Consider the following 18996-nt stretch of genomic DNA (forward strand, 5'->3'; position numbering starts at 1 on the left):
CGATGATGACACTTGCAGTGCGTCTCAATATGTATATACATAATCGCCACCGATTGAAACGGAAAAGATGATGGCCGTAGAGAGCAAAAACCCGGCAGGGGGACTTCGCCTGTGGCGCAACGCGCGTCTGGCAATCATGGCTGAAAATTCTGCCGGACTGGGTATCGTCGAGCAAGGCGCGCTCGCCGCGCGCGATGGCCGCATTGTCTATGCGGGTTCGCAATCCGAGATGCCGTCGGCGTTTGCCCAGGGCGAGATCATCGATTGCGAGGGCCGCTGGATCACGCCCGGCCTGATCGACTGCCACACCCATCTCGTCCACGCCGGGAACCGCGCCAACGAGTTCGAGATGCGGCTGGCCGGGGCCACGTATGAAGAGGTCGCCAGGGCCGGCGGTGGCATCGTTTCCTCGGTCAAATCCTTGCGTGCCGCCAGCGAGGACGACCTGGTTGCCCAGACGCTGCCGCGCCTCGATGCACTGATGGCCGAAGGCGTCACCACCGTTGAAATAAAGTCGGGCTATGGTCTCGATCTTGAAAACGAGAAGAAATCGCTGCGCGCCGCGCGGCAACTGGGCAGTGAACGCCCGGTGATGGTTCGCACCACATGTCTCGCAGCCCACGCGCTGCCGCCCGAAGCCAAGGGCGACAAGGACGCTTTCATCGATCTCGTCGCCAAAACGATCCTTCCCGGCGTCGCCGCGGAAGGCTTGGCCGATGCCGTCGACGGGTTCTGTGAAGGCATCGCCTTTTCGCCCGAGCAGATGTCTCGCGTGTTCGACAAGGCCAAGGCGCTCGGCTTGCCCGTAAAACTCCACGCCGACCAGCTGTCCAACCTGCATGGCGCTGAATTCGCCGCCCGCTATGGTGCGTTGTCAGCCGATCATCTCGAATACACCGACGAGGCGGGCGCCATGGCGATGGCCAAGGCGGGGACAGTGGCGACGATCCTGCCCGGCGCCTACTACTTCATTCGCGAGACCAAGAAGCCGCCGATCGCCCTGTTCCGCCAGCTTGGCGTCAAAATGTCGGTGGCCACCGACAACAATCCCGGCACTTCGCCGCTGACCTCGCTGCTTCTGACCATGAACATGGCGGCGACCCTGTTCGGCATGACGGTCGACGAATGTCTTGCCGGCGTCACCCGCGAAGCCGCGCGTGCGCTGGGCCTGCTCGAAGAGACCGGCACGCTGGAACCGGGCAAATCCGCCGACCTGGCGATCTGGGACATCGAGCGCCCCGCCGAACTCGTCTACCGTATGGGCTTCAACCCGCTGCATGCCCGCATCTGGAGAGGACAATGACAGAACTGACGCTGAAGCCCGGCGATGCGACGCTGGCCGACTGGCGCGCCATCTACCGTGGCGCCATGCCGAAACTGGACGGTGCCTGTCGCCCGAAAATCAAGGCAAGCGCCGAAGCTGTCGCGCGCATCATCGCCAAGGGTGAGCCGGTCTATGGGATCAATACCGGTTTCGGCAAGCTGGCCAGCGTGCGCATTCCCGCCGAGGATCTCGGGACCCTGCAGCGCAACATCGTGCTTTCGCATGCCGCGGGCGTGGGCGAGCCGATGCCTGTTGCCATTGCCCGGCTGATGATGGCGCTGAAACTTGCGAGCCTTGCGCAGGGTGCCTCCGGTGTGCGCCCGCAAACCATCGAGTTGCTCGAAGCGATGCTGGCCAATGACGTCATCCCGGTGGTGCCGGCGCAAGGTTCAGTTGGCGCCTCCGGCGACCTTGCCCCATTGTCGCACATGACGGCGGTGATGATCGGTGTCGGCGAATGCTTTACCCCGCATGGCCGCTTTCCCGCCAAGGTCGCGTTCGTCTCGCATGGGCTGGAGCCCGTCACATTGGGCGCCAAGGAAGGTCTGGCGCTGCTCAACGGCACGCAGTTTTCGACGGCCTATGCGCTGGCCGCCCTGTTCGAGGCCGAAGTGCTCTACCAGTCGGCGCTAGTCGCCGGCGCACTCTCGACCGACGCGGCAAAGGGTTCCGATGCCCCCTTCGACCCGCGCATCCATATGTTGAGAAAGCATCGCGGCCAGATCGAGACCGCGGATGCGTTGCGCAATCTGATGGCCGGCAGCGCCATCCGCGAGTCGCACCGGCTCGGCGACGAGCGTGTGCAGGATCCCTATTGCCTGCGTTGCCAGCCGCAGGTCATGGGCGCCGCGCTCGATGTCCTGCGCAAAGCCGCCGATACGCTCGAAACCGAGGCCAATGGCGTTACCGACAATCCGCTGGTCTTCGCCGAGGACGACACGGCGCTCTCCGGCGGCAATTTCCACGCCGAGCCGGTCGCCTTCGCCGCCGACATGATCGCACTTGCCGTCTGTGAGATCGGCTCGCTGTCGGAACGCCGCATCGCCATGCTGGTCGATCCCGCGCTGTCAGGCATGCCCGCCTTCCTGACGCCCAAGCCCGGCCTGAACTCCGGCTTCATGATCCCACAGGTGACGGCGGCCGCACTTGTCTCGGAAAACAAGCAGAAAGCCTATCCGGCCAGCGTCGATTCCATCCCGACCTCGGCCAACCAGGAAGACCATGTCTCGATGGCCGCGCATGGCGCGCGCCGGCTGATCGGCATGATCGAGAATGCGACGGCTGTTATCGGCATTGAATTGCTAGCCGCCGCGCAAGGGTGCGATTTCCATGCACCACTCGCCTCGAGTGCGGCGCTTGAAGCCGTGCGCAAGCTGGTTCGCGCCGAGGTGCCGCATCTCGACAATGACCGGCACTTCCACCCCGACATGGAAAAGGCGATCGCCATGGTACGTAGCGGTGCAGTCGCGAAGGCCGCGAGCGCGGTGGCGCTGCCGGGGATTGCGCTATGACACCTTCTTGGCTGACAATAAAACGAGGCACGGCACCGCTTCTGGTGTCGATCCCGCACACCGGTGTCGACCTCGCCGGCCTCGAAAACCGGCTTATCTCGCCATGGCTTGGTCGCCGCGATTGCGACTGGTGGATCGACAATCTCTATGATTTCGCCGGCGGTCTCGGCGCTACGGTCGTGCACACCGCGATCTCGCGCACAGTCATCGACGTCAACCGCGATCCATCCGGCGCCTCGCTCTATCCCGGCCAGGCAACCACCGGCCTATGCCCAACCGAAACCTTCGACGGCGATCCGCTCTATCGCGAGGGCGAAGAGCCGGGACCGTCGGAGATCGACGAGCGCCGCGAGAAATTCTTTGCACCCTATCACGCCGCCTTGCAGGCCGAGATCGACAGGTTGCGGACCTTGCATGGCAAGATTGTCCTCTACGACTGCCATTCGATCCGCTCGGTGCTGCCACGCCTCTTCGAAGGCACGCTGCCGGTGTTCAACCTCGGCACGAACGACGGCAGGAGCGCTGATCCGGCGTTGCAGGCGATGGTCAACCGGATCATGGCAGAAACCGGTGAGACCTTTGTCGTCAACGGACGCTTCAAGGGCGGCTGGATCACGCGCCATTTCGGCCAGCCGCATCAGGGCGTGCATGCGCTGCAGATGGAGCTCTCCAACCGCGGCTACATGCGCGAGCCGGACGGGAAGGGCACACCGGACAATTGGCCCGCGCCCTACGATGCCGCGTTCGCCGCGCCCATCCGCGCCACGCTGACGCAGATTCTCCAAACTGCCATTGACTGGGCCGGGCGCTGACGCGCCGCCTCATCCGAAAGGGACAATGATGACCGACCCCCGTCACAACATCCGCGAAGTGCGCAGCCCCCGCGGCGACAAGCTCAATGCCCGGTATTGGACGACTGAAGCGCCGTTGCGCATGCTGATGAACAATCTTGACCCTGATGTTGCCGAGAACCCCAATGAACTGGTCGTCTATGGCGGCATCGGCCGGGCGGCGCGTACCTGGAACGATTTCGATCAGATCGTTGCGTCGCTGAAGACGCTTGGCGAGGACGAGACGCTGCTGGTGCAGTCCGGCAAGCCGGTCGGCGTGTTCCGCACCCACCCGGACGCGCCGCGCGTGCTCATCGCCAACTCCAATCTGGTGCCACACTGGGCGACCTGGGAGAAATTCAACGAACTCGATAAGAGGGGCCTGATGATGTACGGCCAGATGACGGCCGGCTCCTGGATCTACATCGGCACGCAAGGCATCGTGCAGGGCACCTACGAGACCTTCGTCGAGGCCGGCCGCCAGCATTATGGCGGCAATCTCAAGGGAAAATGGATCCTGACCGGCGGCCTGGGCGGCATGGGCGGCGCGCAGCCATTGGCCGCCGTCATGGCCGGCGCCTGCTGCCTGGCGATCGAATGCAATCCGGACTCGATCGATTTCCGCCTGCGCACCCGCTATGTCGACGAGAAGGCCGAGACGCTCGACGAAGCCATGGAACTGATCGAACGCTGGACGACGGCCGGCGAGGCGAAGTCCGTCGCCCTGCTCGGCAACGCCGCCGAGATCGTGCCCGAGATGTTCAAGCGCGGCATTCGCCCCGATATGGTCACCGACCAGACCTCGGCGCACGACCCCATCAATGGTTATCTGCCGAAGGGCTGGACTATGGCCGAGTGGCGCGAAAAGCGCGTCAGCGACCCCCGGGCGGTCGAGAAGGCGGCGCGCGCCTCCATGCGCGAGCATGTCGAGGCGATGGTCGCGTTCTGGAACGCCGGCGTGCCGACACTCGACTATGGCAACAACATCCGCCAGGTCGCCAAGGACGAAGGGTTTGAAAACGCCTTTGCGTTCCCCGGCTTCGTGCCGGCCTACATCCGTCCGCTCTTCTGCCGCGGCATCGGCCCGTTCCGCTGGGCAGCACTCTCCGGCGATCCAGAGGATATCTACAAGACCGACGCCAAGGTGCGTGAACTCACCCCCGGCAACACCCATCTACACAATTGGCTGGACATGGCCCGCGAGCGGATTTCCTTTCAAGGGTTGCCGGCGCGCATCTGCTGGGTCGGCCTTGGCGATCGCCACCGATTGGGCCTCGCCTTCAACGAAATGGTGGCCAAGGGCGAACTCAAGGCGCCGGTCGTCATCGGTCGCGATCACCTCGATTCGGGTTCGGTCGCTTCGCCAAACCGCGAGACGGAATCGATGAAGGACGGTTCCGACGCAGTGTCCGACTGGCCGCTGCTCAACGCGCTGCTCAACACAGCTTCGGGCGCGACCTGGGTATCGCTGCACCATGGCGGCGGCGTCGGCATGGGCTTCTCCCAGCATGCCGGCATGGTCATCGTTGCCGACGGCACGCCGGACGCGGCAAGGCGGCTGGAGCGCGTTCTATGGAACGATCCGGCGACGGGCGTCATGCGCCATGCCGACGCCGGCTATGACATCGCGATCGAATGCGCCAAGGAGCACCAGCTCAACCTGCCAGGCATTCTCGGATAGCGGCTGACGTGATGCGTGTCCTTCGTGCCACCGATTACCGCGTCATGCCGTGGAAGAACGGCGGCGGTACGACGACCGAGATCGCCGTCTCGCCCGATGGTGCCGGGCTCGACGATTTCGACTGGCGCGTCTCGATGGCCCGGGTCGAACGCAGCGGGCCGTTCTCCAATTTTGCCGGCATCGACCGCACGCTGTCGGTGCTGGAAGGCGAGGGGATCGTGCTTGATGTCGCGGGCCGTCCGCCGGAGCGGGTGACACCGGCTTCCCAGCCATTTTCCTTTCCAGCCGACCAGCCGACGAGTGCCGCGCTGATCGCCGGCCCGATCACCGATCTCAACGTTATGACCCGTCGCGGCCGCATGTTGCATTCGGTCGAGCGTCTGGCGATTTCGACGCCTGCGGAAATCCCGGCCGAGGCCGGTCCCACCCTCATCCTTTGTCACGGAGGCGATGCCATTTTCGCCGGCGCCGCGCCCGTTCGTCTCGGACCGCTCGACACCCTGCTGCTCGGGCCGGACGCCTCTGTCTTGCGGGTTCAGCCCGCGCCGGATGCGACCCTTTTCGTGATCAGGATAATCGCTGCCGCCTGACGCGCTTCGCCCAACGGTTACCGCCTGTTTCCAAACATGATCGCGACGCTGGCGAAATATAGCGTAAGCTGGCACTGGCATCACGAAAAAGCCCGAATCCTCTCCGTCGATCGATCCCGACGGGAGCGAGAGGCGCTCGTCTTTGGATTGGTCGAAAGATGACGCTCCGTCGTGGTGCGGAAAATAAACTTTCGGCTTAGGGTTGATGCAACCGATTGCATTCGAACCGGTTTTAGGGCCATTGCCGTGGCGGTGACGCCGCTGAGTGCCCGTTTACGGAATTTTCAATGAATATTCAGACGAACCTAGCCCAGATCGAGAAGACAAGCGCGAGCTTCCCAGTCATCACGGAAGAGCCGATAAGATCCACATTCCTGCCGGAGGAACGGCTCCGGCTGCTCGGCGAAAGCCTGGCCAAGGGCGATCTGACGGATCTGTTCGGCCTGATACCGTTCGACTTTCAAGCCCGTATCCGTGACAGCGCCAAGAAGATCCTCGAAGTCTACCGGTCTACCAATGCCGCGCAGGCGAGGGGCGAAACCATCACGCCGGCCGCGCAGTGGCTGCTCGACAACAACTATCTGATCGAGGAAACCATTTTCCAGGTCAAACGCGACCTGCCGCGCCGCTTTTACCGGCAATTGCCGACCCTGAAACTGCCCGATGGCGGCACCGTGCCGCGCGCATTGGCGCTGGCCTGGACTTATGTCGCGCATTCCGACAGTTCCGTCTCGGCGACCATGTTCAAGTCTATCGTCCAGGGCTTTCAGTCGGTCGAACCGTTGAAGATTGGTGAACTCTGGGCACTGCCGTCCCTTCTGCGTTTCGTGCTGATCGAGAACCTCCGTCGCCTGGCGGTCAGGGTCAACCGCACCCGCCAGATGCGCCAGATCGCCAATGACGTGGCCGACAAGGTGCTGGCGACCGACGACAATCCGGATCGGCAGACGATCCTAGCCAATTTCAGCGCGCATGCGCAGGACACCACCTTTGCCACTCAGCTTCTCTATCGCTTGCGTGACGGATCGCAGAACGCCGGCAAGGCGCTGGAGTGGCTGGAAGGCGAACTCGAGAAGACCGGCTCGGATGCCGAGGAAATCATCATTTCCGAGCACCAGACGCTGTCCAGCGGCAATGTGACCACCGGCAATATCGTCCGCGGCCTGCGCCTCATCAACGACGTCGACTGGACGGTGTGGTTCGAAGGCGTCAGCCGCATCGATACCGTGCTGCGCGAGCGCACCGATTTTGCCGCGCTCGACTTCTTCTCGCGCGATCAATACCGCACCGCGATCGAGGAACTGGCTCGCCGCTCGAACCTCTCGGAGTACCGTGTCGCCGAAAAAGCCATTGAACTGGCCGGCCACGCCGTCGGTGAAACCGTCCCGGAGAGCGGTGAAGGAGTGGACGCCCAGGTCGCATCCGCTCATACCGATGTCGGTTTTTACGTCGTTGGCCCGCGCCGGCTGGAATTGGAAAAGGCGATCGGTTACCGGCCCACGATCAGCCAGACGGTCAAGCGGACCTTCGCCAAGACCGGCTGGCTGGGCATCGTCCTGCCCGTCTTCGCGCTGACCGTCCTGCTGCTTGTCCTGTCCGGCAACGCCCTTTCCAATCTCGGCCTGTCGGTGCCGTCGATCGTGCTGATGCTGGCTCTGTTTGCCGTGCCGGCCAGCGAAGGCGCGCTCGCTTTCTTCAACACCGTGGTCTCGCTGTTCCTTAAGCCGACACGCCTTATCGGTTACGACTACAGGCACGGTGTGCCGCCCGAGGCGCGCACTCTGGTGGTCGTGCCGTCGCTGATCGGCTCGCGTGACGATGTCGAGGAAAACATCCGCAACATCGAAGTGCATTACCTCGCCAATCTGGCGGACGAGATCCATTTCGCGCTGCTTTCGGATTGGCCCGACAGCAAGATCGAGATCGATGCGGCGGATACCGAGATCCTCGACTTCGCCCGCGCCGAAATCGCCCGTCTCAACGCGCGCTATCCCTCCGACGGCGCGCCGCGCTTCTATATCCTGCACCGCCGCCGGCTCTACAATGCCGGTCAAGGGTGCTGGATGGGCTGGGAACGCAAGCGCGGCAAGCTGCACGAACTCGACCTCTTGCTGCGCGGCGACAGCGATACCACCTTCCTGCCGCTCGAAGTCCCGCTGCCGGAAAAGGTCGTCCATGTGATGACGCTCGACGCCGATACCCGCACCACCCGCGATGCGGTATCGAGCCTGGTCGGCAAGCTTTGCCATCCGCTCAACCGTCCGCATTTCGACGCCACGAGGCGCGTCGTGACCGCCGGTTACACCATCCTGCAGCCGCGCATCACCGCTTCACTCACCAGCGGCGACGAAGCCTCGTTCTTCCAGCGCGTCTTCTCGGCCAATCGCGGCCTTGATCCCTATGTCTTCGCTGTTTCGGACCTCTATCAGGATGTCTTCAGTGACGGATCCTTCACCGGCAAGGGCCTCTATCATGTCGATGCCTTCGAGGCCGCCTTGCAGGGCCGCATCGAGGAAAACACCATCCTCAGCCACGATCTGCTCGAAGGTGCCCTGGCGCGCGCCGCACTGGTCACCGACGTCGAACTGGTCGAGGATTACCCGACCCGCTACTCGGTCGATGCCTCGCGCCACCATCGCTGGGCGCGCGGCGACTGGCAGCTTTTGGGCTACATCTTTAACCCTCGTTCCGGCGTTCCGGCCTTGTCGCGCTGGAAGATGGTCGACAATCTGCGCCGCTCGCTGACGCCGATCTTTTGGGTGATGGCGGCGATCGCCGGCTGGACCTTGCTGCCGTTCACGCAGGCCGCGCAGTGGCAGGCCTTGCTGATCCTCAGCCTGTTCATGGCGCCGACCTTCGACGTGGTCAACGCCATCCTGCCCAAAAGCGGCGACCAGACGCCGCGCGGCCATTTCTCCGCGCTGGCGCGCGACGTCGCCTTCGGCACCGCCATGGTGGCGCTGAAGATCGTGCTGATGGCACATAACGCCTGGATGATGGGCGATGCCATTGTGCGCACGCTCTACCGGCTGTTCGTCAGCCGGCAGAACCTCCTGGAGTGGCGCACCGCCTCGCAGGCGCACAAGGCGGGCGACAATGATGTCGGCTCCTATTACGGCATGATGTATGGCGCCGTGATCATCGGCTTTGTCGGCCTCGCCATTCCGGTGCTGGCCGATTCCACCGGTGCCTTCGTCGCCTTCTTCTTTGCCTTGTTCTGGATCGGTTCGCCGGCGATCGCCAGCTGGATCAGCCGCTCCGCCGAAACCGAGGACCGGCTGCGCATATCGCAAGCCGACATCCACACGCTGCGCACCGTGGCGCGGCGCACCTGGCACTATTTCGAAACCTTCGTCACGGCAGAACATCACAATCTGCCGCCGGATAATTTCCAGGAGAGCCCGGCGCCCGTCGTGGCGCCGCGCACCTCGCCGACCAATATCGGCGTCTACCTGCTCTCGGTCGTTTCGGCGCGCGATTTCGGCTGGATCAGCCTTTCCGATGCCATCACCCGCATCGATGCAACCATGACGACCATCGAGAGCATGCCGCGCAGCCGCGGCCATCTCTTCAACTGGTACGACACCACGACGCTCAAGCCGCTCTATCCGCTCTATATCTCAGCTGTCGACAGCGGCAATCTCGCCGGTCACCTGGTGGCGGTGGCGGCGGCTTGCGCCGAATGGGCGGAAGCGCCTTCCGTCCACCTGCAGGGCGATTTCGAAGGCATTCTCGACACGGTGACCATCCTGAGCGAAAGCCTCGATGAACTGCCCGACGACCGCCGTCAGTTGCGCCCGTTGCGCCAACGGCTTGTCGATCGCCTCGACGGCATGCGGCGCGCCGTCGACACGATCAAGGCCCAGCCGGAAATGGCGTCGATCCGCACCATCAACCTGGCGGTGCTGGCCGGCGAAATCCGCAAGCTCGCCACCGCCATTCACACCGAGGCCGCATCGCCGCAGAGTGACGTCATCGTCGACTGGGCGGCAAGGCTCGAAGCCACCTGCGAGGCGCACGTCCACGACGCCCACAGCGACGAAAACGCTGTCGAGGCCCTGCGTGCCAAGCTGCTCACCTTGCGCGAGCGCACCCGTCGTTTCGCCTTCGAGATGGAATTCGCCTTCCTGATGCGGCCGGAGCGCAAGCTTTTGTCGATCGGCTACCGGGTCGAGGAACATCAGCTCGACGAAAGCTGCTACGATCTCCTGGCTTCCGAGGCGCGGCTGACCAGCCTGTTTGCCATCGCCAAGGGCGATCTGCCAACCGAACACTGGTTCAGGCTCGGCCGCCCCATCGTCGAGATCGGCTTCCAGGGCGCGCTGATGTCGTGGTCCGGCTCGATGTTCGAGTACCTGATGCCGCCGCTGGTGATGAAGGAGCCGCAAGGCTCCATCCTCAACCAGACCAGCAAGCTGATCATCAAGCGCCAGATGCAGTACGGCCGCCAGAAGAACGTGCCGTGGGGCATCTCGGAAGCGGCCTACAACGCCCGCGACCGCGAACTGACCTATCAGTACACCAATTTCGGCGTGCCGGGGCTTGGGCTCAAGCGCGGCCTTGGCCAGAACACGGTAATTGCGCCTTACGCGACTATCATGGCGGCGCAGTTCAACCCGCGCGAAGCGGTGCAGAATCTGGCCCGGCTGCGCGAGATCGGCGCGCTTGGCCGTCATGGCTATTATGATGCGGTCGACTTCACGCCGCAGCGCGTGCCGGAAGGCACCAACCAAGCGGTCGTGCTGAACTACTATGCCCACCATTCGGGCATGTCGATCGCCGCCGTCGCCGACGCCATCTTCGAAGGTCGCCTGCGCGATCGCTTCCACAGCGATCCGGTCATTGAATCGGCCGAACTGCTGCTGCAGGAGAGGGCGCCGCGCGATATTCCGACCGCCACCGTCCGCACCGAGGCCGACGAGCGCTCCAAGGACGAGACCGAAACCGAGAGCCCCGATACCCGCATCGTGCTCGATCCCGTGCGGGCGCTGCGTTCGACCAATGTGATGTCCAACGGCCGCTATTCGGTGATGGTGACCGCGACCGGCTCCGGCTACAGCCGCTGGGGCGATCTTTCCGTCACCCGCTGGCAGCCCGACCCCGTCGAGGACCGGCTTGGCTCCTACATCTTCCTGCGCGACGCTGCCACCGGCGACTGGTGGTCGGCGACATCGGAGCCCAGACGCGCCGCCGAGGAAAAGACGCAAACCTTGTTTTCCGACGACAAGGCGAGCTTTGTCAAAACCGCCGGCACGCTGCGCTCCGAGGTGGAATGCATCGTTGTTTCCGAGGGCAATGGCGAGGGCCGCCGGATCACGCTCTACAATGAGAGCACGTCAGACCGTCACATCGAAGTGACGTCCTTTGCCGAGCTGGTGCTGGGCTCGGAGGCTTCCGACAACGCGCATCCGGCTTTCTCGAAGATGTTCGTGGAAACCGAGATCGCCGCCAACAATGGCGCGATCTTCGCCACGCGCCGCAAGCGCGAAACCAGCGAGCCCGATGTCACCCTGGTGCATTTCGTCACCGATCCGTCGGGACCGGCGCGTGATGCCGAGGCCGAGACCGACAGGCGCGCCTTCATCGGCCGTGGCCGCACCATCGTCGATGCCGCCGCTTTCGATCCAGGCGCCAGGCTGGGTGGCCATTCCGGCTTCACGCTCGATCCCATCGCCTCGCTGCGCCGTCAGGTGCGCGTGCCCGCCAACAAGAAGGTATCGCTGACCTTCTGGACAGTCGTCGGGGCCAACCGCGCCGAGCTGGATGAGGCCATAAGCCGGCTCGACCATCAGGAGAGCTTTGCTCGCCAGGCCATGCTTGCCTGGACGCGCAGCCAGGTGCAGACCCGCCATATGGGCCTCAGCCTGACCGATGCGGCCAATGTGCAGAAACTGGCGCGCTATCTGATCTATCCCGACCCGTTCCTGCGGCTGCCGGCCGAGTCCGTTGCTTCCGGATTGGGCAAGCAGTCGAGCCTGTGGCCGACAAGCATTTCGGGCGATTACCCGATCTTCCTGGTCAGGATCGGCGACGTTGCCGATCTGGAGATCGTTGCCCAGGCGTTGCGCTTCCAGGAGTATATGCGCACCCGCGGCATGATGATCGACTTCGTCGTCGTCAACGAGCAGGCTTCCTCCTATGTCCAGGATCTGCAGCGCGCGGTCGAAACGCTTTGCGAAAACAGCCGCTTGCGCGGCAAGGAACTCGGACCCCGCCAGCACATTTTCGCGGTGCGCCGCGACCTGATGGAGGAAACCACCTATAAGACGCTGCTCGCCGTCGCCCGGGTTGTGCTGCATACGCGCAACGGCACCATCTTCGACCAGATCGAACGGGCCGAAGCGGCCGCACTGCAGGCACGCGATGGCCAGCAGCCGGCAGGATTGCCAGGCCCGCGCGAAATTCCCCCGCCCGCACCGCAGATGCATGCATTTGCCTCGCAGGCGGGGGCCGATGTCAGCGCCGATGGCTCCGGCCTCAGCCAGTGGAACGGTTTTGGCGGCTTCGACGGCGACGGGCGGCACTATGTGGTGCGCCTGACTGGCGGGCGCACCACGCCGCAACCCTGGATCAACGTCGTCTCCAACGCCTCGTTCGGCTTCCACACCTCGGCCGAAGGTGCTGCCTTCACCTGGAGCCGCAACAGTCGCGATTACCAGTTGACGCCATGGTCGAACGACCCGGTGTCCAACCGGCCGGGCGAGGGCATCTATATTTACGACCAGACCAGCGGCAAGGCGTTCTCGCCGATCGCCGCGGTGGTGCGCGATCCCTCGATGACCTATGAAGCGTGGCATGGCCAGGGCTTCTCGACCTTCCGCTCGAAGCGCGGATCGTTGTCGATGGACCTGACCCATGTCGTCGATCCCATCGATCCGGTGAAGATCACGCGGCTGCGCATCCAGAATTCCGGCCCGGTACCGGCCCGGCTGCGCGTTTACGCCTATGCCGAATGGGTGCTTGGCGGGCATCGGTCGCGCACCGCGGCAACTATAGTGCCGTCCCGCGACGGTGCCACCGGCGCGCTGCTGGCGCAAAATCCCTACGGGCTCGATTTCAGCGAGCGGGTGGCCTTCCTCGCCGCCGACACCGGCGTCCACTCGGTGACATCAGACCGGGCCGAGTTCCTCGGCCGGCACGGGTCCAGCGAGTTGCCGCAGGCGGTGCTGAGCGGCGCGGCCCTGTCAGGCCGCGTCGAGGCCGGAGATGATCCTTGCGCGGCGATCGCCCGCGACATCGAGATTCAGGCTGGCGGCGACGTCACGCTCATCTGGCTGCTTGGCGATGCCGAGTCTTCGGCGCAGGCGAGCGCGCTGGTGCAGAAGCACCGGGGCAAGGATTTCGACCAGCGCCTGGCCGACAATGAGCGCGAATGGCGCGCCTTCCTCGACACCATCCAGGTCGAGACGCCCGACAAGGCGCTCGATGCCATGGTCAATCACTGGCTGCCTTATCAGAGCCTTGCCTGCCGCATCCGCGCCCGCTCGGCTTTCTATCAGGCAAGCGGCGCCTTCGGCTTCCGCGACCAGTTGCAGGACACACTCGCCTTGCTGGCGCATGATCCCACGCTGGCGCGCGACCAGATCCTCAATGCCGCGCGGCGGCAGTTCCCGGAAGGCGACGTGCAGCATTGGTGGTTGCCGCGCACCGGCGCCGGCGTGCGTACCCTGATCTCCGACGACGTGGTGTGGCTCGCCCACGCCACGGCCCGCTATCTCTTGGTGACCGGCGACGGCACTATCCTGAAGGAGCAACTGCCTTTCCTCGACGGACAGGTGCTGGGCGAAGGCGAGCACGACGCCTTTTTCACCCCGGAAATCTCGAAGAAGACGGTGTCCCTGTACGACCACTGCGCGCGTGCGCTCGACCTCGCCATCAAGCGCAGCAGTCCAGCCGGCCTGCCGTTGATTCTCGGCGGCGACTGGAACGACGGCATGAACCGTGTCGGCGAGCACGGCAAGGGCGAGAGCGTGTGGCTGGGCTGGTTCCTGCTGAAGACGCTGGGCGACTTCGCCGCGGTCGCCAGGACCGAGGGCGACACCAAGCGCGCACAGGCCTGGACAAAACATGCCGACGCGCTGAAGCGAGCGCTCGAAAGCACGGCATGGGATGGCGAATGGTACCGGCGCGGCAGTTTCGATGACGGCACGCCTTTGGGGTCGCGTACATCGCAAGAGTGCAAGATCGACTCCATCGCCCAGTCCTGGAGCGTGCTTTCGGGCGAGGGCGACCCGGCGCGGTCGACCACCGCGATGCAGCAGGCGACGAAGCTGCTCGTCGACGATCATCTCAAGATCGTCAAACTGTTCACTCCACCCTTCTCGAAGACGCAGAAGGATCCCGGCTACATCAAGAGCTATCCGCCTGGCGTGCGCGAGAATGGCGGCCAATACACCCATGCCGCCACCTGGTTCGTCATTGCGCTCGCCGAGATGGGGCAGACCGATGAAGCCTATCGCTGCTTCTCGATGCTGAACCCGGTCAACCACGCGTTCGACGAGGCGTCGACCGAGCACTACCGCGTCGAACCCTATGTAGTGGCGGCCGATATCTATGCCGGGGACGACAAGGGTGGGCGCGGCGGCTGGACTTGGTACACCGGCTCGGCGGGCTGGCTCTACCGGGCGGCGGTCGAAGGCATCCTGGGCATCGAACGGCGCGGCAAGCAGATCACATTCCGGCCGAAGCTGCCCAGCCACTGGGATGGCTACCAGGCTTCGCTTAAGATGCTGGGCGCCGACATCAAGGTCCAGGTCGTTCGCGACAAAAAGGCCAAGACGATCTCGCTCGAAGTCAACGGATCGAAGACAAAAGCGGCGTCCTTTGAACCCAAGGCCGGCGGCCAGACCGAGGTCGTGGTCAAGATACCAGCGTAAAATCAGCAGTTTATGTCAGAAGCGCGCGCGTCCTCCGGACGCGCGCCGCCGCGCCCTGTTTACTTGCGCGCGATCTGTGGGGCGTCCGCCAAAGACGCGCGAAACCGACCGTGCAAGCTCGCGTTGATTAAAAATGTGGCAGTGCTCCGCTGCTGCCACGATTTTGCCGCAAGGCTGACATTTCACCTTTTATCTCAAACCGTTAGGTGATCACGTCAGATTTCGTATCGTCGTCATCTTTTGTTCGCTAAACGGGAACGGAAGCGATAGACGGGCATTGTTTTGCGACGCATCAACCGTTAGGTGTTACGAAATGGTGCAGTGCACAATATTGGTGTTGGGCACAATAGAAAGTTGGCGGAGTAGCTAAAGTGTCACTTCTGCAGATCTATTGGAGAGCGCTGGGATATCTGGCTGCCGACAAGAAGCGCGTCGCGCTGATCTGTGCGGCCAACGTCGCGCTTGCAGCCATCGCGATCCTTGAGCCGATCCTTTTAGGCCGGGTGATCGGCGCTATTTCCGAAAAAGGTCCGGTGTTTTCGACGCTTGCGGTTTGGGCAGCTCTCGGTCTCTTCAATGTCATGGCCTTCGTGCTGGTGGCGCGTGGCGCCGATCGTTTCGCCCATGCCCGTCGTTCGGAAGTGTTGTGCCAGTCCTTCGAGCGCGTAATCACCATGCCGCTCGCCTGGCATCACCAGCGCGGCACCTCCAATTCGCTGCACACGCTGCTGCGCGCCGTTGAAACCCTTTTCAGCTTGTGGCTCGAATTCATGCGCGTGCATCTTTCGACGGCCATCGCGCTGGTGCTGCTGGTGCCGACCGCGCTTGCGATGGACGTCCGCATGTCCATTGTGCTGCTTGGCCTTGGCGTCCTTTACGTGGGCATCGGCCGTATCGTCATGCGCCGCACCAAGGCAGGGCAGACCGCCGTCGAGCGTCACTATCATACCGTGTTTGCCCATGTGACCGATAGCGTCAGCAATGTCGCCGTGCTGCAGAGCTACAACCGCATCGGCCATGAGACCGCGGCGTTGAAGCGTTACGTCAAGGGCCTGCTCGACGCACAGAATCCTGTGCTCGACTGGTGGGCGATTGCCAATGCGCTGAACCGCCTGTCCTCGACCATTTCGATGATGATCGTGCTGTCGATCGGCGCTTATCTCGTCACCCGTGGCCAGCTCCGCGTCGGCGACGTCGTGGCCTTCACCGGCTTTGCCGGAATGCTGATCGCCCGTCTCGACCAGATGTCGGCCTTCACCACTCAGATTTCGGAAGCCCGCGCCAAGCTTGAGGATTTCTATAAGCTCGAGGACTCGGCCGCCGATACCGCCGAGCCGGATGGCCTGCGCGACCTTGCCAACGTCACCGGCCATGTCCGTTTCGAGGATGTCAGCTTCGAGTTCGCCAATTCGGGCCAGGGCGTCAGCGATGTGTCCTTCGAGGTCCAGGCAGGCCAGACCGTCGCCATTGTCGGGCCGACAGGTGCGGGAAAGACCACGCTCATCAACTTGCTGCAGCGCGTCTTCTCGCCGTCCAGTGGCCGTATCCTGATCGACGGCATCGATACCCGCACGGTGACCCGCAAGTCGCTGCGCCATTCGATCGCCACCGTGTTCCAGGATGCCGGGCTTCTCAACCGCTCGATCGAGGACAATATCCGGGTCGGCCGTGCCGACGCGACCAACGAAGAAATCCATGCCGCCGCCTCCGCGGCCGCGGCGCAGGATTTCATCCTGGCCAAGAGCAACGGCTACGACACGGTGGTCGGCGAACGTGGCGGCCAGTTGTCTGGCGGCGAGCGCCAGCGGATCGCTATTGCCCGTGCCGTGCTGAAGGATGCTCCGATCCTGGTGCTCGACGAGGCGACCAGCGCACTCGACGTCGAGACCGAGGATCGCGTCAAGGAAGCGATCGACGAATTGCGCCGCGACCGCACCACCTTCATCATCGCCCACCGCCTGACCACCGTCCGCGACGCCGATCTGGTCGTGTTCATGGACAAGGGCAAGGTGGTGGAGATGGGTGGCTTCGCCGAACTGTCGCTGCGCAACGGCCGCTTCGCCAGCCTGCTGCGCGCCGGCGGCCTGCTCAATGACGAGGAAGTCCGCCGCCTTAGCCGCTCCGTACAGGGTGAGGCCGCTTGAGCCGGTTCTTCCTTCCCCCACAAGAGGGAAGGAAGACGCTTCTACGCCTGCGACACCACCGCTCGATTGCCCCAAACGCATCGGCGGTCTATGTAAAGTCGCATGAGTGACACCACCTCACGCCTGAGCGGCTGGGCCGATCTTGCCAATCCGACGCGGTTCGTCGGGATGGCCGACAAGCTTGTACCGTGGTTGGCGGCGCTCGCCGCGCTCGTCCTCGCCGTCGGCCTCTATATGAGCTTCACCGCGCCCGAGGATTTCCAGCAAGGCATCACCGTTCGCATCATGTACATCCATGTGCCTTTCGCCTGGCTCGCCATGATGTGCTACACGCTGATGGCGCTGTCTGCCCTCGGCACGCTGGTCTGGCGGCATCCGCTAGCCGACGTCGCGCTCAAATCAGCGGCCCCCATCGGTGCGGTCTTCACCGCGCTGGCGCTGATCACGGGTTCGATCTGGGGCAAGCCGATGTGGGGCACCTGGTGGGTCTGGGACGCAAGGCTGACCTCGGTGTTCGTGCTGTTCCTGATGTATCTCGGCATCATCGCGCTGACCCGTGCGCTGGATGATGCCAGCCGCGCCGCCTGGGCCGCCGCCATCATCACGCTGGTCGGCTTCACCAACATCCCGATCATCAAATTCTCGGTCGACTGGTGGAACACGCTGCACCAGCCGGCTTCCGTGTTCAGGCTCGGCGGCCCGACCATCGATCCCAGCCTGCTCTGGCCGCTGCTGGTGATGGCCGTCGGCTTCACCGCGCTCTTCTTCACGCTCCATCTGATGGCCATGCGCACCGAAATCCGGCGCCGCCGCGTCATTGCCATGCGGCGGGTGGCGGCGCGGCAGGCGGAGCGTCCGGCCTAGAAATTCACCCCATAAGTCCGCGTGCCGCCACCGGCAGCGTTCCCAGCACCTTCTCACCGTCGATCAGATTGACCTCGTTGAACAGGTTGGTGACGACGCAGCAATGGTCCGGCACCACACGCACGCGTTCGCCAATGCGCAGCTTGCCATCGCCCGACAGCGTGACCGTACCGTGCTCCTCGCTCAGGCCCGTCACCAGCGCTCCCGGCACGCCCATCAACTCTCCGAAATCCTTTAGCCCCAGCGTGTCGCTGGACAAGGCCTTGCTGCCGGCATCGAGAATGGCGCGTGACGCTGTCGGATGGCTGACCACGGTTGCCAGCACCGTCAGCGCGCAATCGTCTAGGCCGCCGACGCCTTTGGCGACCTGGTAACGGTCGAGATAGATATAGGTGCCGGGCCGGTATTCGGTAACGACGGAGGCATCGGCGGAACGCCACATGTCAGGCGTGCCGCCGCTGGAGATGCGCTCGCAAGCGAGACCCGAGGCGGCCAGCGCCTGTTTGGCGTCGGCAAGCCAGGCTTCGGCCTCCACGGCCCGGCCGGCGGCCGGATAGGTCATCAGTCCGCCGAAGGCAAGGCCGCCGGCCTTGTCCATCAACCTCGCCAGCGCAACCGCTTCATTGGCAGTCTGCACGCCGCAGCGTCCCATGCCGGTGTCGCATTCGACCAATACCGATAGCGGGTGCCCGGCATCGATGAAGGTGGCGGCGAGCCCTTCCAGCGTCTGCGCGCTGTCGGCCGTCACCGACAGCTTCACGCGACCATGCAGCGCCTTCAGCCGTTCGAGCTTGGCGCGCCCAAGGATGTTGTAGGGGAGAAAGATATCCGTCAGCCCGGCATCGGCCATCACCTCGGCCTCGCCGATCTTCTGGCAAGTAATGCCTACGGCGCCAGCCGCCACCTGTTTCTTCGCCCAATAAGGCAGCTTGTGCGTCTTGATGTGCGGCCTGAGCTTCAGTCCGTTCTTGTCGGCATGGGCTTGCGCTCTGGCGATGTTGGCTTCGGCGCGTGCGGCGTCGATGAGGATCGACGGCGTATCGAGGTCATGGATGGTCGGCATCGGCTATCTCTGTGAAAATTCGCAGGGTTTATGGGCCTGAAAGCAAGCGATGTCACGCCGCAGGCGAACCCGATCGGTGGGCCATGGTCGGGAACGCGCAAGGCTCGAATAAG

At 63.8% G+C, this 18996-nt stretch carries 9 protein-coding genes; 8 read left to right on the forward strand and 1 reads right to left on the reverse strand.

Going from position 1 to position 18996, the window contains the following annotated elements:
* Window positions 1-70 precede the first annotated feature (70 nt).
* From hutI to FJ434_RS16410, 8 genes are all read left to right on the forward strand, one after another.
* A complete protein-coding gene (gene hutI / locus FJ434_RS16375; protein WP_140749071.1) occupies window positions 71-1303 on the forward strand; it encodes an imidazolonepropionase in 1233 nt (410 codons plus the stop codon).
* On the forward strand, window positions 1300-2835 hold the full coding sequence (gene hutH, locus FJ434_RS16380) for a histidine ammonia-lyase (RefSeq protein WP_140749068.1): 1536 nt from the start codon (window positions 1300-1302) through the stop codon (window positions 2833-2835). Before hutI ends, hutH begins: the two co-directional genes overlap by 4 nt.
* A complete protein-coding gene (hutG, locus tag FJ434_RS16385) occupies window positions 2832-3647 on the forward strand; it encodes an N-formylglutamate deformylase (protein WP_140749065.1) in 816 nt (271 codons plus the stop codon). Before hutH ends, hutG begins: the two co-directional genes overlap by 4 nt.
* A 25-nt stretch (window positions 3648-3672) precedes the next feature.
* Complete coding sequence (hutU, locus tag FJ434_RS16390; protein WP_181165958.1) at window positions 3673-5346, forward strand: urocanate hydratase; 1674 nt, start codon at window positions 3673-3675, stop codon at window positions 5344-5346.
* Between the two features lie 11 nt (window positions 5347-5357).
* Window positions 5358-5936 carry a HutD family protein gene (locus tag FJ434_RS16395; RefSeq protein WP_140749059.1) on the forward strand — a complete coding sequence of 193 codons (579 nt, stop codon included), beginning with the start codon at window positions 5358-5360 and terminating at the stop codon, window positions 5934-5936.
* Between the two features lie 287 nt (window positions 5937-6223).
* Window positions 6224-14812: a glucoamylase family protein gene (locus FJ434_RS16400; RefSeq protein WP_140749056.1), complete on the forward strand. Its 8589-nt coding sequence runs from the start codon at window positions 6224-6226 to the stop codon at window positions 14810-14812.
* 371 nt (window positions 14813-15183) lie between these two features.
* Window positions 15184-16956 carry a glucan ABC transporter ATP-binding protein/ permease gene (locus tag FJ434_RS16405; RefSeq protein WP_027143104.1) on the forward strand — a complete coding sequence of 591 codons (1773 nt, stop codon included), beginning with the start codon at window positions 15184-15186 and terminating at the stop codon, window positions 16954-16956.
* 102 nt (window positions 16957-17058) lie between these two features.
* Window positions 17059-17820: a heme ABC transporter permease gene (locus FJ434_RS16410; protein ID WP_140749053.1), complete on the forward strand. Its 762-nt coding sequence runs from the start codon at window positions 17059-17061 to the stop codon at window positions 17818-17820.
* A gap of 4 nt (window positions 17821-17824) precedes the next feature.
* On the opposite strand, the gene FJ434_RS16415 is transcribed toward FJ434_RS16410, so the two are convergent.
* Window positions 17825-18883, reverse strand: a complete 1059-nt coding sequence (locus tag FJ434_RS16415) for a D-TA family PLP-dependent enzyme (RefSeq protein ID WP_140749050.1) — start codon at window positions 18881-18883, stop codon at window positions 17825-17827.
* Between the last annotated feature and the right edge of the window lie 113 nt (window positions 18884-18996).

The sequence above is a fragment of the Mesorhizobium sp. B2-5-13 genome (genome assembly GCF_006440535.1).
Taxonomy (GTDB): Bacteria; Pseudomonadota; Alphaproteobacteria; order Rhizobiales; family Rhizobiaceae; genus Mesorhizobium; species Mesorhizobium salmacidum.